General features: G+C 28.3%; 14 protein-coding genes. 12 read left to right on the top strand and 2 right to left on the bottom strand.

The genetic code is table 11. The features are described from left to right. Positions 1-99: 99 nt before the first annotated feature. Positions 100-276, top strand: coding sequence for a small, acid-soluble spore protein, alpha/beta type (locus BUB83_RS14460; RefSeq protein ID WP_073339172.1), 177 nt, complete (start codon positions 100-102; stop codon positions 274-276). Positions 277-301: 25 nt separating this feature from the next. Here BUB83_RS14460 and BUB83_RS14465 read toward each other — a convergent pair whose 3' ends face one another. Further along, positions 302-1,048, bottom strand: coding sequence for a tetratricopeptide repeat protein (locus tag BUB83_RS14465; protein WP_073339173.1), 747 nt, complete (start codon positions 1,046-1,048; stop codon positions 302-304). A 129-nt stretch (positions 1,049-1,177) separates the two neighbouring features. On the opposite strand from BUB83_RS14465, the gene BUB83_RS14470 reads away from it, so the two are divergent. From BUB83_RS14470 to BUB83_RS14510, 9 genes are all read left to right on the top strand, one after another. Continuing rightward, on the top strand, positions 1,178-2,383 hold the full coding sequence (locus tag BUB83_RS14470) for a patatin-like phospholipase family protein (protein ID WP_073339174.1): 1,206 nt from the start codon (positions 1,178-1,180) through the stop codon (positions 2,381-2,383). A 152-nt stretch (positions 2,384-2,535) separates the two neighbouring features. Next, positions 2,536-3,924 (top strand): dipeptidase PepV, encoded by a 1,389-nt coding sequence (gene pepV / locus BUB83_RS14475; RefSeq protein ID WP_073339175.1) that lies wholly within the window; start codon positions 2,536-2,538, stop codon positions 3,922-3,924. A gap of 221 nt (positions 3,925-4,145) precedes the next feature. After that, positions 4,146-4,739, top strand: a complete 594-nt coding sequence (locus tag BUB83_RS14480) for an ECF transporter S component (protein ID WP_073339176.1) — start codon at positions 4,146-4,148, stop codon at positions 4,737-4,739. Between the two features lie 70 nt (positions 4,740-4,809). After that, complete coding sequence (locus tag BUB83_RS14485; protein ID WP_073339178.1) at positions 4,810-5,769, top strand: P1 family peptidase; 960 nt, start codon at positions 4,810-4,812, stop codon at positions 5,767-5,769. Positions 5,770-6,247: 478 nt separating this feature from the next. Continuing rightward, entirely contained in the window at positions 6,248-7,189 is a 942-nt protein-coding gene (locus BUB83_RS14490; RefSeq protein ID WP_073339179.1) for an ABC transporter permease, read from the top strand. Between the two features lie 18 nt (positions 7,190-7,207). Next, a complete protein-coding gene (locus BUB83_RS14495; protein WP_073339181.1) occupies positions 7,208-8,095 on the top strand; it encodes a carbohydrate ABC transporter permease in 888 nt (295 codons plus the stop codon). A 237-nt stretch (positions 8,096-8,332) separates the two neighbouring features. Further along, entirely contained in the window at positions 8,333-9,751 is a 1,419-nt protein-coding gene (locus BUB83_RS14500) for an extracellular solute-binding protein (RefSeq protein WP_073339183.1), read from the top strand. Positions 9,752-9,960: 209 nt separating this feature from the next. Continuing rightward, a complete protein-coding gene (locus tag BUB83_RS14505) occupies positions 9,961-10,212 on the top strand; it encodes a hypothetical protein (RefSeq protein WP_143160557.1) in 252 nt (83 codons plus the stop codon). Between the two features lie 19 nt (positions 10,213-10,231). Beyond that, complete coding sequence (locus BUB83_RS14510) at positions 10,232-12,217, top strand: helix-turn-helix domain-containing protein (protein WP_073339186.1); 1,986 nt, start codon at positions 10,232-10,234, stop codon at positions 12,215-12,217. Between the two features lie 69 nt (positions 12,218-12,286). Here BUB83_RS14510 and BUB83_RS14515 read toward each other — a convergent pair whose 3' ends face one another. After that, a complete protein-coding gene (locus tag BUB83_RS14515; protein WP_073339188.1) occupies positions 12,287-12,925 on the bottom strand; it encodes an MBL fold metallo-hydrolase in 639 nt (212 codons plus the stop codon). A gap of 256 nt (positions 12,926-13,181) precedes the next feature. Between BUB83_RS14515 and BUB83_RS14520 the strand changes: the two genes are divergently transcribed. Both BUB83_RS14520 and BUB83_RS14525 read left to right on the top strand, forming a co-directional pair. Next, on the top strand, positions 13,182-15,248 hold the full coding sequence (locus tag BUB83_RS14520; RefSeq protein WP_073339189.1) for an N-acetylmuramoyl-L-alanine amidase: 2,067 nt from the start codon (positions 13,182-13,184) through the stop codon (positions 15,246-15,248). A 123-nt stretch (positions 15,249-15,371) separates the two neighbouring features. Continuing rightward, positions 15,372-16,319 (top strand): CPBP family intramembrane glutamic endopeptidase, encoded by a 948-nt coding sequence (locus BUB83_RS14525; protein ID WP_073339191.1) that lies wholly within the window; start codon positions 15,372-15,374, stop codon positions 16,317-16,319. The last annotated feature ends 35 nt before the right edge of the window (positions 16,320-16,354 follow it).

The following is a 16,354-nucleotide window of genomic DNA, read 5'->3' on the forward strand; positions in this document are numbered from 1 at the left end:
GAAAATTAAAATATTAATAAAATTATAATGATTAGGAACACTATATTAAGTAAACTAATTTAATTAAGGTTTATATTAACTATTGGTGGAGGTGTTCTTATGTCACATAAGGATAATAAAAATAGCAAAGACAACAAAAAATCAGGGCAGAAAACTAAAAAAGAATTGAATAAAATGAAATTTGAAACTTCTAACGAAATAGGTTATTCTAGTGAGGCTAGAAAGCTTGGAAAAGATAAAGAGAGAGAAAACAAAGTAAGAAGTAAGAACCAATAAAAAAACCCTTTTAAAAGGGTTTTTTTTACGAATTTTCATCTAAAATAAAAAGTTTGTTGTTTTTATAACTATCTTTAATCATACCTTTTAATAAAAGATAATTATATTTATTTTTATTATCATAGGGATCTAATCTATAAGCTTTTTTTGAATAAAGGTAAGCTTCTGAATATTTTGCTAATTTTATGTAAGCTAGAGAACAACCTAAATATGCTTCTACTCTATTTGAATTGATGCTAATAGCAATTTTGTAGTTTTTTATTGAATCAATATATTTCATTTCATAAATTAGTAAATCAGCCATTTCCAAATAAGCATCATAGTGATCTTTTTTTAAACTAATACATTTTTTGTAAGAGCGAATTGCATCTATATTTCTATTAAGTTTATGTTGAATTCTTGCTTTTTTATAATACAAAGCAAAGTTTTTACTTTCTATAATAATTGCAGAATTGCAACAATCAAAGGCTTTCTTATAATCACCATTCAAAGAAAACACTTCAACTAAATCTATGTAAGGACGGATATCCTTTGGATTAAAACTTATGTATTTACTTAAATATTCTATTGCATTTCCAAAATCGAATAAAGCCATATATGATTCACCTATAACCAAATAAATTTTAGAGTTATAGGGAGCTAATAATAAAGCTTTGTTAAAAAAATTAAAAGCGAATTCAATATGACCTTTCTCTAAATAACTTTGACCTTCGCTTAAGTAAGAATTAACTATATTATCTACATCAAAGTCTTGTGTTTTTGATTTGTTCATAAGCACACCTCCTGGTATATTCATTATTAATTAAAATTATATCCTTTAAAATAAAATTATATTCAATAATAATATTTTAATTCGAAAATGATGTATAATTAACATAATATAGCAGAATGGAGGGGTGTTATGTACGGACTAGTATTAGAAGGTGGCGGAGCAAAAGGATCTTACCATATAGGGGCATATAAAGCTTTGATAGAAAAAAATATTAAAGTAAGTGCTATAACAGGAACATCTATAGGAGCATTAAATGGAGCTATGTTATGTCAAGGCGATTTTGAAAGAGTATATGATTTATGGTATAACATAAGTAATTCACAAATATTTGATGTAGATGATGAAATGCTAGGTCAAATTAGAAAGTATGAATTAAATCAATCAAATATAGCATATCTTTTTAGAAAATCTAAACAAATAATTAGAAATAAGGGATTAGATACCAAAACCATAAGAAGTATAATAGCAAATAATATTGATGAAGAAAAAATAAGAAAATCTGAAATAGATTTTGGTATTGTAACTGTGTCATTGACAGATATGAAACCGTTGGAGATTTTTATAGATGAAATACCAGAAGGAAAACTAAATGATTACGTAATGGCTAGTGCAAATTTTCCGGCCTTTAAAATAGAAAAATTAGATGGTAAAGTTTTCATAGATGGAGGTGTATATGATAATTTTCCTGTGAAATTAATGCTATCTAAGGGATATAAAAATATTATTGCGGTTAGAACTTTTGGAATTGGAAGACAACGAAAAGTGGAAGTTGAGGATATTGATATTATTTATATAAATCCAACTGAAGATTTAGGGTCAACATTGGATTTTAATTTAGAAACTGCTAGAAAAAATCTACTTCTAGGATATTATGATACTTTAAAGGTTTTAGATAATTTAAGAGGAAATAAGTATTATATCAATATTAAAGGGAATGAAGAATTATTTCATAATATTTTAATGAATTTATCAAAAGAAAAATGTGAAAATATTGGTATTTTAATGGGATTTGAAGGAATTCCTCATAAAAGAATGCTTTTCGAATTTATAATTCCTAGGATAGTTGAATTAATGAATATTTCAAAGGAAAAAGATTATGAAGATATATGTATAGAATTATGTGAAATAATTGCCATGGAATTAGAAATGAATAGATTTCAAGTTTATCAAGTCAATGATTTTTTAAAGGAAATTATAAATAAATACAAAGAATCTGATTTAAATCTAAAAAATAAGATTCCCAACTTTATAAGAAAAAATAGTATTTTATCAAAAACAGTTAAAGAACAAATATTAAAAACAATATTGGGTATACTTATGGAGGATAAGAACTAAAAAGGAAAAAGGATAAGCTTATTGAGTTTGAAATGGAAAGTATTGCACTAATCTAAAGAGTGTATTAATATAAAATGTAGGGTCAAGAACCAATAATTATCTTTAAGATAGCGTGAATTTTAATATGATTTGATAAAAAAGGATGGTGTATTATGCAATTTAATGAGTATATTGACGATTACAAAGAAGATTTAATAGAATCAACTAAAGGATTAGTTAGAATTAAAAGTATAGAAGAAGAAGAAAAAGATGGAATGCCTTTTGGAGAAGGACCTGCACTAGCACTTCAATATGCACTAAATACGGCAGATAGTATGGGATTTAAAACTGTTAACATGGATAATTATGTAGGTTTTGTTGAGTATGGGCAAGGTGAAGAGTATATTGCTGTACTTGGGCACGTAGATGTAGTTCCAGAGGGAAGTGGATGGAAGTATAATCCTTATGGAGCTGAAATACATGATGATAAAATTTATGGAAGAGGAACTATTGATGATAAAGGGCCTATAATGGCAGCATTATATGGATTAAAAGCTATTAAAGACTCTGGAATAAAGATATCAAAGAAAATTAGAATTATTTTCGGAACAAACGAAGAAAGTGGTTGTGGTGAAATTCAATACTATTTAGATAAAGAAAAAGCTCCAGTAGCAGCATTTACCCCAGATGCAGATTATCCAGTTATTAATGGAGAAAAAGGGATAACATTTTTTCAACTTCACAAAGATTTTGAAGTGAAAAGTAATAAGGAAAAGATTATTTATATAAAAGGCGGAAGTAAAGCTAATATGGTTCCTGACTACTGTGAAATGGCAATAAAAACGGATAGAGAAGATATTATAGTAGAATATGCAAATACTTTTAAAGAAATGATTGGTTTTGATATTGAAGCTGAAATTAAAGGTGATTTGGTTATTGTTGTATCCAAAGGTAAGTCAGCACACGGGAGTACTCCAGAAGTTGGAGTAAATGCAATTATGCAACTTCTTGCTTTTGCTGGGGAATTAGAGCTAGACAAATGTGATGCTACAAGATTTATTGAATTTATGAATATACATATTGGACTTGAAACAGATGGAGAATCTTTTGGTGTTTATATGAAAGATGAAGTGTCCGGAGAACTTTCTTTTAATGTAGGACTAATAGATATGAATGAAGAAACTGTAAAACTAGAGCTAAATTTAAGATATCCAGTTACTCATACTTTTGAGGAAATGATGGAGGGAATTGACAAAACATTAGATGGAACGGGAATGAGAATACAAAATATGATACATCAGGAACCTCTTTATTTTCCAGAAGATCACCCTCTTGTTGAAACTTTATCAAAAATTTATTCAGAAGCTACAGGAGTAGAAGCTAAACCTTTTTCTATAGGGGGAGGTACTTATGCTAAAGAAATGCCTAATACAGTTGCTTTTGGACCTTTATTTCCAGGAAGAGAAGAATTGGCACATCAAGTAGATGAATATATTTTTATAGATGATTTAGTTTTAAATGCAAAAATATATGCTGAGGCAATATACAGATTAGCTAAATAGTATTTTACAAATATTTGAATATAACATATTAAAAGTGACTTTAAAAAAATACTAAGTTGTGCTAAAATGATTTTAGTCGGTATTCAATAGATTAAACATTATTTAAATTTAATATTAGAAGGTGTTTATCTAAATTAAGAAACCGAACTTTAAAAAGAGAATAGGGCAAATTTGCTCATTCGACTTATATCCTTAAAGGAATAAGAACGGAGGTAGGTAAAATGCAAAGAGAAATTAATGTAAAAGCAGGAAGAAAACTTGGGACTAGACAAATTACTGTTATAGGTATGTTGTCTGCAATTTCAATTTTTCTAGGTCTTACAGGATTGGGATTTATTCCATTGCCACTAGTTAAAGCTACTATATTACACGTTCCGGTTATCATTGGGGCAATAATAGAGGGGCCATTGGTAGGAGCCATAATTGGATTGATTTTTGGAATGTTTAGTATGTACCAAGCTATTGTTACTCCAACACCAACATCATTTTTATTTTTAAATCCATTGGTAGCGGTACTTCCAAGAATACTTATTGGAATTGGAAGTTATTATGTTTATAGGTTAATACCAACTAAAAAAGAAAGTATTAAAATAGGCTTTGCAGCAGCAATAGGATCACTAATAAATACTTTTGGTGTTTTAACAATGATTTATGTATTATATGCAGCTAGATTTGCAAAAGCTATAAATATTGAACCTTCATCAGCAGGAAAATTTATTTATGGATTAGCACTTACTAATGGAATACCAGAGGCTATTGTATCAGTAATAATTACTGTTTCAATTGTGGTAGCAGTTAAAAAAGTTAGAAAATAAAAAAATATAAAAGTAGTAAAAACAGTTTGTTTTTACTACTTTAATTATATACAAAAAAGAAGGTTAAATTATGGAAAAAATCAATATAGAGGAAATAAAAGATTTTAGAATTGGAAATTCAGAGTATAATGAAGGGGTTACAGGATGCACAGTTATTATTTGTGAAGAAGGAGCTACCGCAGGTATTGAGGTAAAAGGAGGAGCGCCTGGAACCAGAGAAACAGATTTATTAAATCCTGTAAATATGGTAGATAAAATACATGGAATTTTACTTACTGGAGGTAGTGCTTTTGGATTGGATGCAGCTTCGGGAGTTATGGAGTATTTAGAAGAAAGAGAAATAGGTTTTGATGTTGGGGTTACTAAAGTACCTATAGTTTGTGCAGCGGCTTTATTTGATTTAGCTATTGGTAATTACAAGATTAGACCTGATAAAAAACTTGGATATGAAGCATGTGTTGATTCAGAAAAAAGAAATATAAAAGAAGGAAATTATGGAGCGGGATTAGGAGCAACTATTGGCAAAATTTTAGGACCACAAAATTCTATGAAAGGTGGGCTTGGAACTTATGCTGTTAAAATTGGGGAACTAATGATAGGAGCTGTAGTTGCCGTTAATGCTTTAGGAGATGTATTCGATAGCGAAGAAAATAAAATAATAGCTGGAGTTTTAGATAGTGAAAAGAAAAATCTACTAAATACAGAAAGCATAATGGTTTCAAAATATGATGATAAAACAAATCTTTTTAATGGAAACACAACAATAGGGGCTATAATAACTAATGGCAAATTAACTAAATCAGAAGCTAATAAAGTAGCTTCAATGGCTCATAATGGTTTTGCAAGAAGTATACGTCCTGTTCATACGATGTTTGATGGAGATACAATTTTTACAATGGCCTCAGGAAAAATTATAGTAGATGTAAATACTATTGGTATGATATCTGCTAATATAATGGAAAAAGCAGTTGTTAATGCTATTAAGAATGCAGAAAGTATTTGTGGTATAAATTCATTTGCAAATCTATAAATAGTAGAAGAAAATCATCAACCGTAAAGAAAATCACCAGTAAATAATAATTTACTTGGTGATTTTTTTTATGTTTTTTAATCTTAATTAATAAAAAAGTAAGTATTTTATAAAAAATAATATATAAAAGATATGCGATATCATATAAAAAACAAGATACAATTTTAAAATAATACTATAAAATCAAGTATAAATAAATAATTAAGATTAAAAAAAGCTATAAAAGACCATGGATAAAGGGCTAATAGAGATTGAAAAAATGTAAGCTCATTAAAAAAAATGTATATTTACTTTATAACTAAATAATATGTATCATGAATATATGCTAATTTATTGTTTTTGTAAACGTATATAAGCATAGCAATAAAAAATAGGTACGGGAAAATCTATTTTAAAAAACTTTATTAATGAGTGATTTAAAAGACAAGAATCAAAAAGTAGCATGAATATAAAAAAAAGAAAGGATAGGATAATAAAGATGAAAGAGTCTAGGGGAATGGCACTTAAATATGAAAACAATAAATTTTTAAAGGCACTAAAAAAAGATTATCAATTATATTTACTTATTTTACCGGCGGTTATTTATTTTCTCATATTTCATTATGCACCAATGTATGGAATTCAGATTGCATTTAAAGATTTTTCTCCGGTAAAAGGAATAACAGGAAGTCCATGGGTAGGATTTAAATATTTCGAAAGATTTTTTAATTCATATCAATTTTGGATACTTTTAAAAAATACTTTAGGAATTAGCGTATTTCAATTAGTAGCAGGGTTTCCAATTCCAATTATACTTGCTTTGTTATTGAATCAAGTAAAACAAAAGCATTTCAAAAAGTTGGTACAAACAGTTACATATATTCCACATTTCATATCTGTGGTTGTATTAGTTGGAATGTTAAATGTTTTCTTATCACCAACCACAGGTTTAGTAAATAATTTACTTCATCTTTTGGGCAAAGATCCAATTTATTTTTTAGGAGTACCTGAATATTTTAAGAGTATATTTGTATTTTCAGGTGTTTGGCAAAATGCAGGTTGGGGATCTATTATTTATTTAGCAGCATTAGCGGGTGTTAGTCCAGAGTTATACGAAGCGGCAAAAGTTGATGGAGCAACAAAACTTCAGATTATTAAAAATGTGGATATACCTAGTATTATGCCTACTATTATTATATTGTTAATTATGAATTTAGGGCAAATTATGAATCTAGGATTTCAAAAGGCATTTTTATTGCAGAATTCATTAAATGCGGGAGCTTCTGAAATCATACAAACATATATGTATAAAATAGGTTTGTTACAAATGCAGTTTGAATATTCTACGGCAATAAGTTTATTTAATACACTTATTAACATAATATTATTGGTATCAGCAAATCGATTATCCAAGAAATTTACTGAGAATAGCTTGTGGTAAAGGAGGGGATGTAAAGTAATGAAAAAAATAAAAAATTCAAAAGAGGATATGATATTTGATATTATAAAATATGTGGTATTAACAATTGCTTTATTATTAGTAATGTATCCTTTATGGTTTGTTATAATAGCTTCTATATCTAGTCCAGATGCAATTAATACAGGACAAGTATGGTTTAAGCCAATAGGTTTTACTTTAGAAGGATATAAAAGAATTCTACAAGATAGTACGATTTGGATTGGGTACAGGAATACTATTTTATATACAGTAGTAGGAACAGCTATTAATTTATTTTTAACAATAACTCTTGCTTATCCACTTGCAAGAAAAGATTTTAAGTTTGGGAAATTTATTATGATATTCTTACTAATCACTATGTATTTTAATGGTGGACTTATTCCTAGGTATTTAATAGTTAAGCAATTAAACTTAATAGATAACTGGTGGGTTATGGTTATAGTTAACGCAGTAAGTGTGTTTAATGTTATTATTGCAGTATCATTCTTAAGAGGTAATATACCAGAGGAACTTTATGAGGCAGCTACTCTTGACGGATGTTCGCATATAACTTTTTTATGGAGGATTGTGTTACCTTTATCAAAACCAATTGTTGCGGTTTTATTACTTTATTATGGAGTTGCAAACTGGAATGATTTCTTTACAGGATTGATATATTTGAGAAATGAAAAATTATACCCCCTTCAATTGATTTTAAGATCAATCTTAATACAGAATCAAATGGAAAGTAATATGGTAAATGACGTTAACGCTCTTAAAGAACAAAATATAGGAGAATTAATAAAATATGGAGTTATAATCGTTTCAAGTTTGCCTGTTTTAATGGTATATCCATTTTTACAAAAGTACTTTGTTCAAGGGGTAATGATAGGGTCTGTCAAAGGATAATAAAAATTGATAGTTCTTAATTACATAAAAACAATAAATTATAATAAAAAGGGAGAATAAGAAAATGAAAAAGAAAAAAGTAGCCTTGTTATTGTTAGCATTTGTTTTATTGTTCACAGCAGCTTTAAGTGGATGTGGTAAGAATAAGAATAATGAATCAAATGTAGCAGAAAAACAAAGATAGAAGGGTTTAATAGCACAGGATTACCAATTGTAACTGAACCAATTACTTTAAAGGTGGCAGTTAAAAAAGTAGCTAATATTAAGAAACCTTTTGAAGAATTAGAAACAATGAAACAAATAAAAGAAGCTACCAATGTAAATATTGAGTGGGAAGAAACTCCACAAGAAACATGGCCGGAGAAGAAAAATTTAATTATTGCTAGTGGAGATTGGCCAGATGTGTTTTATGGTAATTATATTCTTGAAGATGAAGAAGTAGTTAAACTTGCTGCTGATGGTATATTTATTCCATTAGAAGATTTAATTGAAAAATATGCTCCAAATGTTCAAAAAGTATTTGAAGAGTATCCAGATTTTAAAGATTATATAACAGCACCAGATGGACATATTTATTCATTACCAACTATTAATGCATATCAAAGTCCAGCACCAAGTGCTCAATTTATTAATAAAAAATGGTTAGATGAGTTAGGACTAGAAATACCAACAACAACTGATGAGTTTTATGAAGTATTGAAAGCTTTTAAAGCAAATGCTAAAGATGGTCAAACACCATTTAGTTTTATGTATGGAAATAACACTTACGGAATAGGTGGAATGTTTGGTTCATTTGGATTAGCAGACGACAATTCAAAAATAACTGTTGTAGATGATAAAGTTGTATTTACTGCAATGCAACCTGAATATAAGGAAGCAGTTAAGTATTTTAATAAACTATTTAATGAAGGTCTTATTGATTTAGAATCATTCTCACAAACAAGAGAAGTATATAATGCAAAAGTTTCTAAGGGAGATGTAGGGGTTGTAAACGGATGGTCTCTTTCATCATGGTTTGGTGAAAACTATCAAGATTCAGGATATGTATTTATGCCACCATTAAAAGGACCTAATGGAGATCAAAGTTATTTTTATAGATCATCTGCAACTTTAAGTGGTAAAGGATCATTTTTAATAACAAGCAAGTGTGAGAATCCAGAAGTGGCTATGAGATTAGCTGATTACATGTGTGACCCTGACGTAAGTTTCCAAGCATCACAAGGTATGATCGGTGGTACATACCAAAAAAATGCAGATGGAAAATTAGAAGCACTTCCAATTCCAGAAGGAATGAATCAAGCTGAATTTAGGCATCAAGATGCTGCAGGAGCAAATAGTTTCCATATGATAACAGCTAAATATTTAGAAAATGTAATTCCTAGTACGTCTATTGCAGAAAAACAAAGTTATGAAAAAGTTTATGAAAAATTTGCAACTAATAGTCCGCTACCACCATTTTCAATGAGTCCAGAAGATTCAACAAGGATTTCAGAGATAAGAGCAGACATTACTTCATTCGTTGATGAAAACACATCAAAATGGCTTTTAAAAGGTGGTATAGATGAAGAGTGGGATTCATATGTTGAAAAATTAAAACAAATGAACGTAGAAGAATTAATAGGAATTTATCAAGCTAGATATGATGATTTTAAGTAAAAACAATAAGAAATTTTTAGAATAAAAAAACAATACACTAAAATACTTTACAGAATAGTATTTTAGTGTATTTGGATTTTTTTCATTTTCTTTTTAAAGTTAATAAATCATGATAAAATATAGTATCTAGAGAAGTTAATTGAATTTGAAATACTTAATTAGCAATTATAAGATGTTTAATAACAAATAATAGGGGAGAGAGCTTGGATATGAAAAGAAAAAACGTAAGTTATTACTACAAATATTTGATTTCATATATTATTATATTTATAATTCCTATATTTTTTATAGCCTCTTATGTTAATATGAGTATTTTCAAAACTTTAGAACAAGAGGTTATTACAAACGAAGTTAATTCTTTATATCAAGTTAAAAATGGAATAGAATCATATCTTATTCAGATGAAGAGAATAAAAGAAGAAGTTTATTTAAATACAAATAAAAAAACATGGTTATTTTAAAGATGATCCACTTGAAATAGTGGAGCGCATAAGGGAATTAAAAAATTATAAAACAACAAATCCATATTTAAAGGATATTTTTTTATATTATTGTGGAGATGAATATATAGTAACTTCAACAGGAACCGCTCCTATTAAAATGTTTATGGATGGACTTTTTAACTATGAAAAGTGGGATAATGAAGATTTTTTGGATACTATAAATAATAATCAGATAACTATGGTTCGTCCTGTGGAGTCAGTTACTCTAGGAGATGGTAGTAAAAATCAATATTCCACAATAATTTATCCATTGAGTAGTAATTCTAGGGAGCCATATGCAATGCTTCTTTTTGTTATTTCAAAAGATTTTTTTGATTCAAAGATAAATACTGTAATCGATAACCATTCTAAAATCACTATAATTATTAATGATAATAATGAAATAATTGTATCCTCTAGAGATGAAACATTTCTCAAAACAAATGATTTTTTAAAGTTAGTTGAGTCACCGCATTCTTTAAATAGAAAAGTTGTTGAACTTGACAATGAGAAGTATATAGCTGCATACGTTCAATCTGAAGATACTGGTTGGAAATATATAACTTTAACACCAAAAATAAATATTTCAGAAAAAATAAAAGAAGTAAGAATAGGTTTTTTTATAGGAATAATACTAGTGATTTTTATTGGATTTTTAGCGATATTTATATCTATGCATATTAACTATAATCCAATTAAGCAATTAAAAAAGTATTCTCAAAGTATTATTAGTGATTTTAAGGAATCTACTGGAGAGTTGGATTTGGTTAAAAAAACTATTGACTTTTTATCTCATCAGAATGCATTGCTTTCAGATGAAGTTGAACACTCCAATGAAGCAAATAAGCAATATATTACTATGCAATTTCTAAGAGGTTCAATGACGACTGATAAGAAATTAGAAGAGAAGGCCCGAAAATATGGCGTATATATAGAAGCAAGTTGTACTGTAGCCATTATATATATTGATAGTAAAATAGAGTATGCTCTAACACGTAAAGAAATTATAGATGAGTTGAAAAAAGATTTTTTAGATGGAATTACGATTTATACCTGCGAGAATGTTGATTATAGAAAAATTATTATGATTTTATCATTTAAAGAACAACAATATGTAACATTACAAGACAAATTTAAATTTGTTCAAAAATCTATTAGAGAGAAATGGAACGTATCAACAGTAATTGGTATTGGAAATTGCTATCATGATAAACAATTTGTGCCTAAGGCTTACATTGAAGCTTCTACGGCAGTGGATTATCGTCTTGTTAAAGGACATGGATGCGTTATCTCGTTTAGTAAGATTATTGAACAGCAGGGAGTGTTAGAGAACTATCCTCAAAATAATCTTATGAATATTGCAATGTTATTAAAGAATGGTTCTATGAAAGCAATTGAAGAGGAACTTGATAATATAAGCAACTATATTAAAAATAATAATACGCCAATTTTTATTGCAAGAGGACTTTGTTTTGATATCATTAATTTGATTTTTCAAACAAGTAAAGGGATGGTTAGCGAGTTTCATAATAATGATTTGGAAATTCCAGATGTTTTTACTTTAGCACAGTTTGATACAGTGGATGAATTAGTAGGAATAGTGAAAGATTTAAGCCGGGATTTATGTAGTCAGATTATAAAACAAAAAGAAAAAGAAGAGTTATCAATAATTCATGAGATGATTGCATATATAAAAAATAATTACACAGAATGCAATTTTTCGCTACTTGGTATGGCAGATTTTTTTAATATGTCTCAATCAAGTCTAAGTATGTATTTTAAGGATAAAACAGATAAAACAATATTAAGCTATATTACAGAAATGAAAATGGAAAAAGCTAAGGAACTACTAATAACAACTGATATACCTTTAAGCGAATTATCAGAAGCGGTTGGATATAGTAATGTAACTAGCTTTATACGACGATTTAAGCAATGGGAGAATATAACACCCGGAGATTATAGAAAAAAATATACTACATGAAAGCTGGGGTTAAGATACCCAGCTTAATTTAATATGAAGATTTAACCAGTTATTTATCATTTACTTAACTTAGTTTCTATAGTTTAAAATAATAACATTGTTTTCTCCATATAATGATTCTTTAAGCTCAAGTGTACAGGAATCTATTTTCTTAGCATTTTTCATTTCAATTATAAAATTTTCTACACCGTCTATGGGAAAATCTATTTTAGGAGTTTTATAGTGCATGGGAATGACTATGTGACTTTTTATCTTTTTGCAGAGAGTGGCAGCTTCTTTTGCATCTATTGTAAAGTTCCCTCCAACTGGAATTAAAAGCACATCTATAGCACCGATTTTTTCTATTATTTCAGTGGATAGAGAATGACCTAAATCGCCAAGATGACAAATTCTATAGCCATCCATATTTATTATATATATTACATTAGTACCTCTTTTTGCACCATTATCATTATCGTGAAAAGAGGGTAGTCCTTCTATATCTATATCACACAAATTAAATAATCCTACCTTATTTAAAATTTTGGGAGAATTTTGTATTTGTTTTGTATAACAGTGATCGAAATGATTATGGCTGATGGTAATTGAGTTAGCATCTTGATTATATACTTTATGGCCAATGGTGTTATCGTAAGGATCAGTAATTACTTTCCTATTTTTTGAATCTTCAAGTAAAAAGCAAGAATGAGCAATTAAAGTTATTTTCATAAAAAACCCTCCTAAATAATTTTTTTATTAAAAATTCACAATAGTAATATTTTAACTCACTATAAGAAATATATCCATATATTTCATTGATTATCAAATAAAAGGAGGAAAATCTTAATAATAAGCAAGGTATAAGTAAAAATTTATTTATATTAAAGATTAAACTAAAAATTAATAGGGGAATTGTTTTATAAAGGTTGAAAAAAAAGAAGAATTAAAATAGAATATAAGTATGCAAAATTAGAGGGGGGATATTTTGAATAAAAAAAGAGTATTTGTATTTGCAATCATAATTATGTATATGTTTGTAGTATTCACAGTTAATAAAAGCTATGCAGCAACTTCTTATACAGAAATGCCGGCAAAAAGTAACGTGGATATAAATAAAAAATGGAATATTACATTTAGTTTTGATATAGATCCAGCTGTAATTAATAATAATAGTGATATTTTGGTTTTAGATCAAAATAACACATATATAAGTATTCAAAGAAAATTAATTAATAGTACAACTGTGGAAATATCACCCACTTATGGTTATGAAAGTGGGAAAACATATACTTTGATTGTTAGAAATACAGTTAAGTCTTCAACAGGAATTAATCTTTCAAATGAAATAAGAATGAATTTTACTACAAGTGGGACATCTAACTCAAGTAATTCTTCAGCTAATAACGGGACAAGTAGTAGCGCGAGTAAATATACAATTTGTCTAGATCCTGGAAGAGCAGCTAATGATATAGGAAATGAAGTAGGACAATCAGGGGTTTTAGGAAAAGATATAAACTTAGCTGTTGCATTAAAGGCAGGAAAATTATTAGAGGCTCAAGGATTTAAAGTTGTATATACAAGAACTACAGATTCTGTAGCATGGAGTTCTTCATCAAGTATAAGCGAAAGAAGTAAAATAGCAAATGATGCTAATGCAGATTTGTTTATTAGCATACATACAAATAGTTGGTCATCTACAGCTAAAGGATATGAAACTTATTACTTGAGTTCTAGTACGTCAGGAAAAGAATTAGCTACTCAAATTCAAAATGAAATGAGTTTGAGAAGTGATTCAACTAATAGAGGTATTTCAGCAAATGAATTAAATACTCTTAAATCTGTGAATGCAGTAGCTGTTTATACTAATATTGGATTTATATCTAATCCTATAGAAGAAAAAACAATGGCTACATCTGAATTTCAACAGTCAACAGCAGAGTCTATAGCATCGGCTGTATCAAAATATTATAGCGAAGGAAGTAAATTAACTATAAAGTCAGTAGATAACATAAATGTAATTGTTGAGAAAGGTGAGAATTATTCATTACCAACTGTGGTAGAAACTCTTATGAGTGATAATTCGAAATCAACTGTATCTGTTACTTGGGATAAGAGTAGTGTTGATACAAGTAAAAGTGGAAATTATACCTACATAGGAACTATTAGTGGGTATAGTGAGAAAATTACTTTAAAATTATCAGTTAATGAACAAATAAGTAATGGAGAACCAGACTCAAACATACCTATAGATGATATAACCTCTTTAAGTAAAGTAGATGATTTTACAGTTCGAACTAGTGTAGGGACAAGTTTTACATTGCCTAAATATGTACTAGCTACTAATTCGAAAGGGAATATTGTTAGAACTAGTGTTATTTGGAATAATTCTAGTGTAAGTACTTCTATAGCTGGTGTTAAGATAATAACGGGAAAAACTAAGGTTAGCAATAAAACTCTTTCAATGGCTTTAATAGTGAGGCCAAGTATAACAAAGCCTTATTTAATTGCTATTGATGCAGGACATGGAGGATATGATCCAGGTGCCATAGGAAATGCAGGAAATCAAGAAAAAAATGTTACGTTAGAAGTTAGCTTAAAATTAGCAGATATTCTAGTTAAAAATGGAGTAGATGTTGTATTTACTAGAATTAGTGATAATGTACCTTGGCCAAGCACTAAATCCGCTGAGCTACAGATGAGATGTGATATTTCTAATAATGCAAAAGCTAATTACTTTATATCTATTCATTGTAATAGTTATACAAGCTCCAGTACTGTTACAGGGGTAGAAACTTATTATTATAGTGCAAAAGCGGGATCACAAACTTTTGCAAATAATGTTAATACAGAATTATATAAAGGAATAAATTCTTCAAATAGAGGGGTTAAAAGTAGTAGTTTATATGTAAATAAATATACTGATGCGCCAGCTATTTTGACAGAATTAGAGTTTTTAAGTAACCCAACAAAAGAATTAATGCTTAAAGATTCGATATTTCAAGGATTATGTGCAGAATCTTTAGCGTCGGGTATAATGAAAACTATTAATTAGCTAATATAAATAACAATTGACTTGAAGGATATGTAAATTATATAATGTTTACATATCCTTTTTATAAACAAAATAAATATTATGGGTTATAGAAAATAGTGATATAGAGAAAGGAAGTAAAAAATGTTAGATTATAATGTTCGAAAGTCCAATATTTATGTGTTAATAGTTATAATATCTTCATTATTACTAAAATATTTTATAGCTCCACAAATGGCTGGATTAAATTTATCGTTACAATTTCTTTTGGTTTTTCCAGAAATTCTTTTATTTTTAGTTTCAGCAATTATATATTTTTTAATAACTAAGGAACCGATTTTACCAACTTTAAGATTAAAAAAAATTCCGTTTAAAACTATTCTGATTGCTGTAGGCATAGGTATATGTAGCCAACCTATAGCTATATTACTATCTTTACTTTCTCAATTAATATTTCCAAATAATGTGACTCAATTATTGAAAATGATGAATGAAATTCCATTTATATACAAATTGATAATTATAGCAGGAGTTCCAGCTTTGTGTGAGGAGATTTTTGCTAGAGGAGTAGCTTTAAAAGGTTACGATGATGTACATATTGTGAAGGCATCACTTATGAATGGATTGATTTTTGGAATAATGCACCTTAATGGACAGCAGTTTTTATATGCTTTTGTTTTAGGAACTTTATTTGCTTATATGGTGCGTGTTACTGGTTCCATATTTACATCTATGATAGCTCACTTTACTGTAAATGGAATTCAAGTATCTATGGCTGAAATTGCAGTGAAAGTAAGTGAATTATCTGTGAAGTTTGGAGAAACTTCAGGACAACAGGTTCCACAAATGGGAGAACTGGGTTTAAATAGCCTTCCTTTAAATACTATACTTCTAGCAATCATAAGCTATAGTATGCTTGCGTGCTTAGGTGGAGGCGGTATATACCTTTTATTAAGATCATTAAAGAAAACTCACTCATTTAATGAAAAAGGAATAAATGAAACTAAGAAAGTTAAAGTTTTTGATAGATATATGATAATTTTATTGATTCTATTTATTATTTCTATTGCGGCGGATTTGATTTTAGGATAATATAAATATGGAATAAGAATAGATGGGAGATATTG

Origin of the sequence: Clostridium grantii DSM 8605 (genome assembly GCF_900129965.1) — a bacterium.
GTDB classification, from domain to species: Bacteria; Bacillota; Clostridia; order Clostridiales; family Clostridiaceae; genus Clostridium_AF; species Clostridium_AF grantii.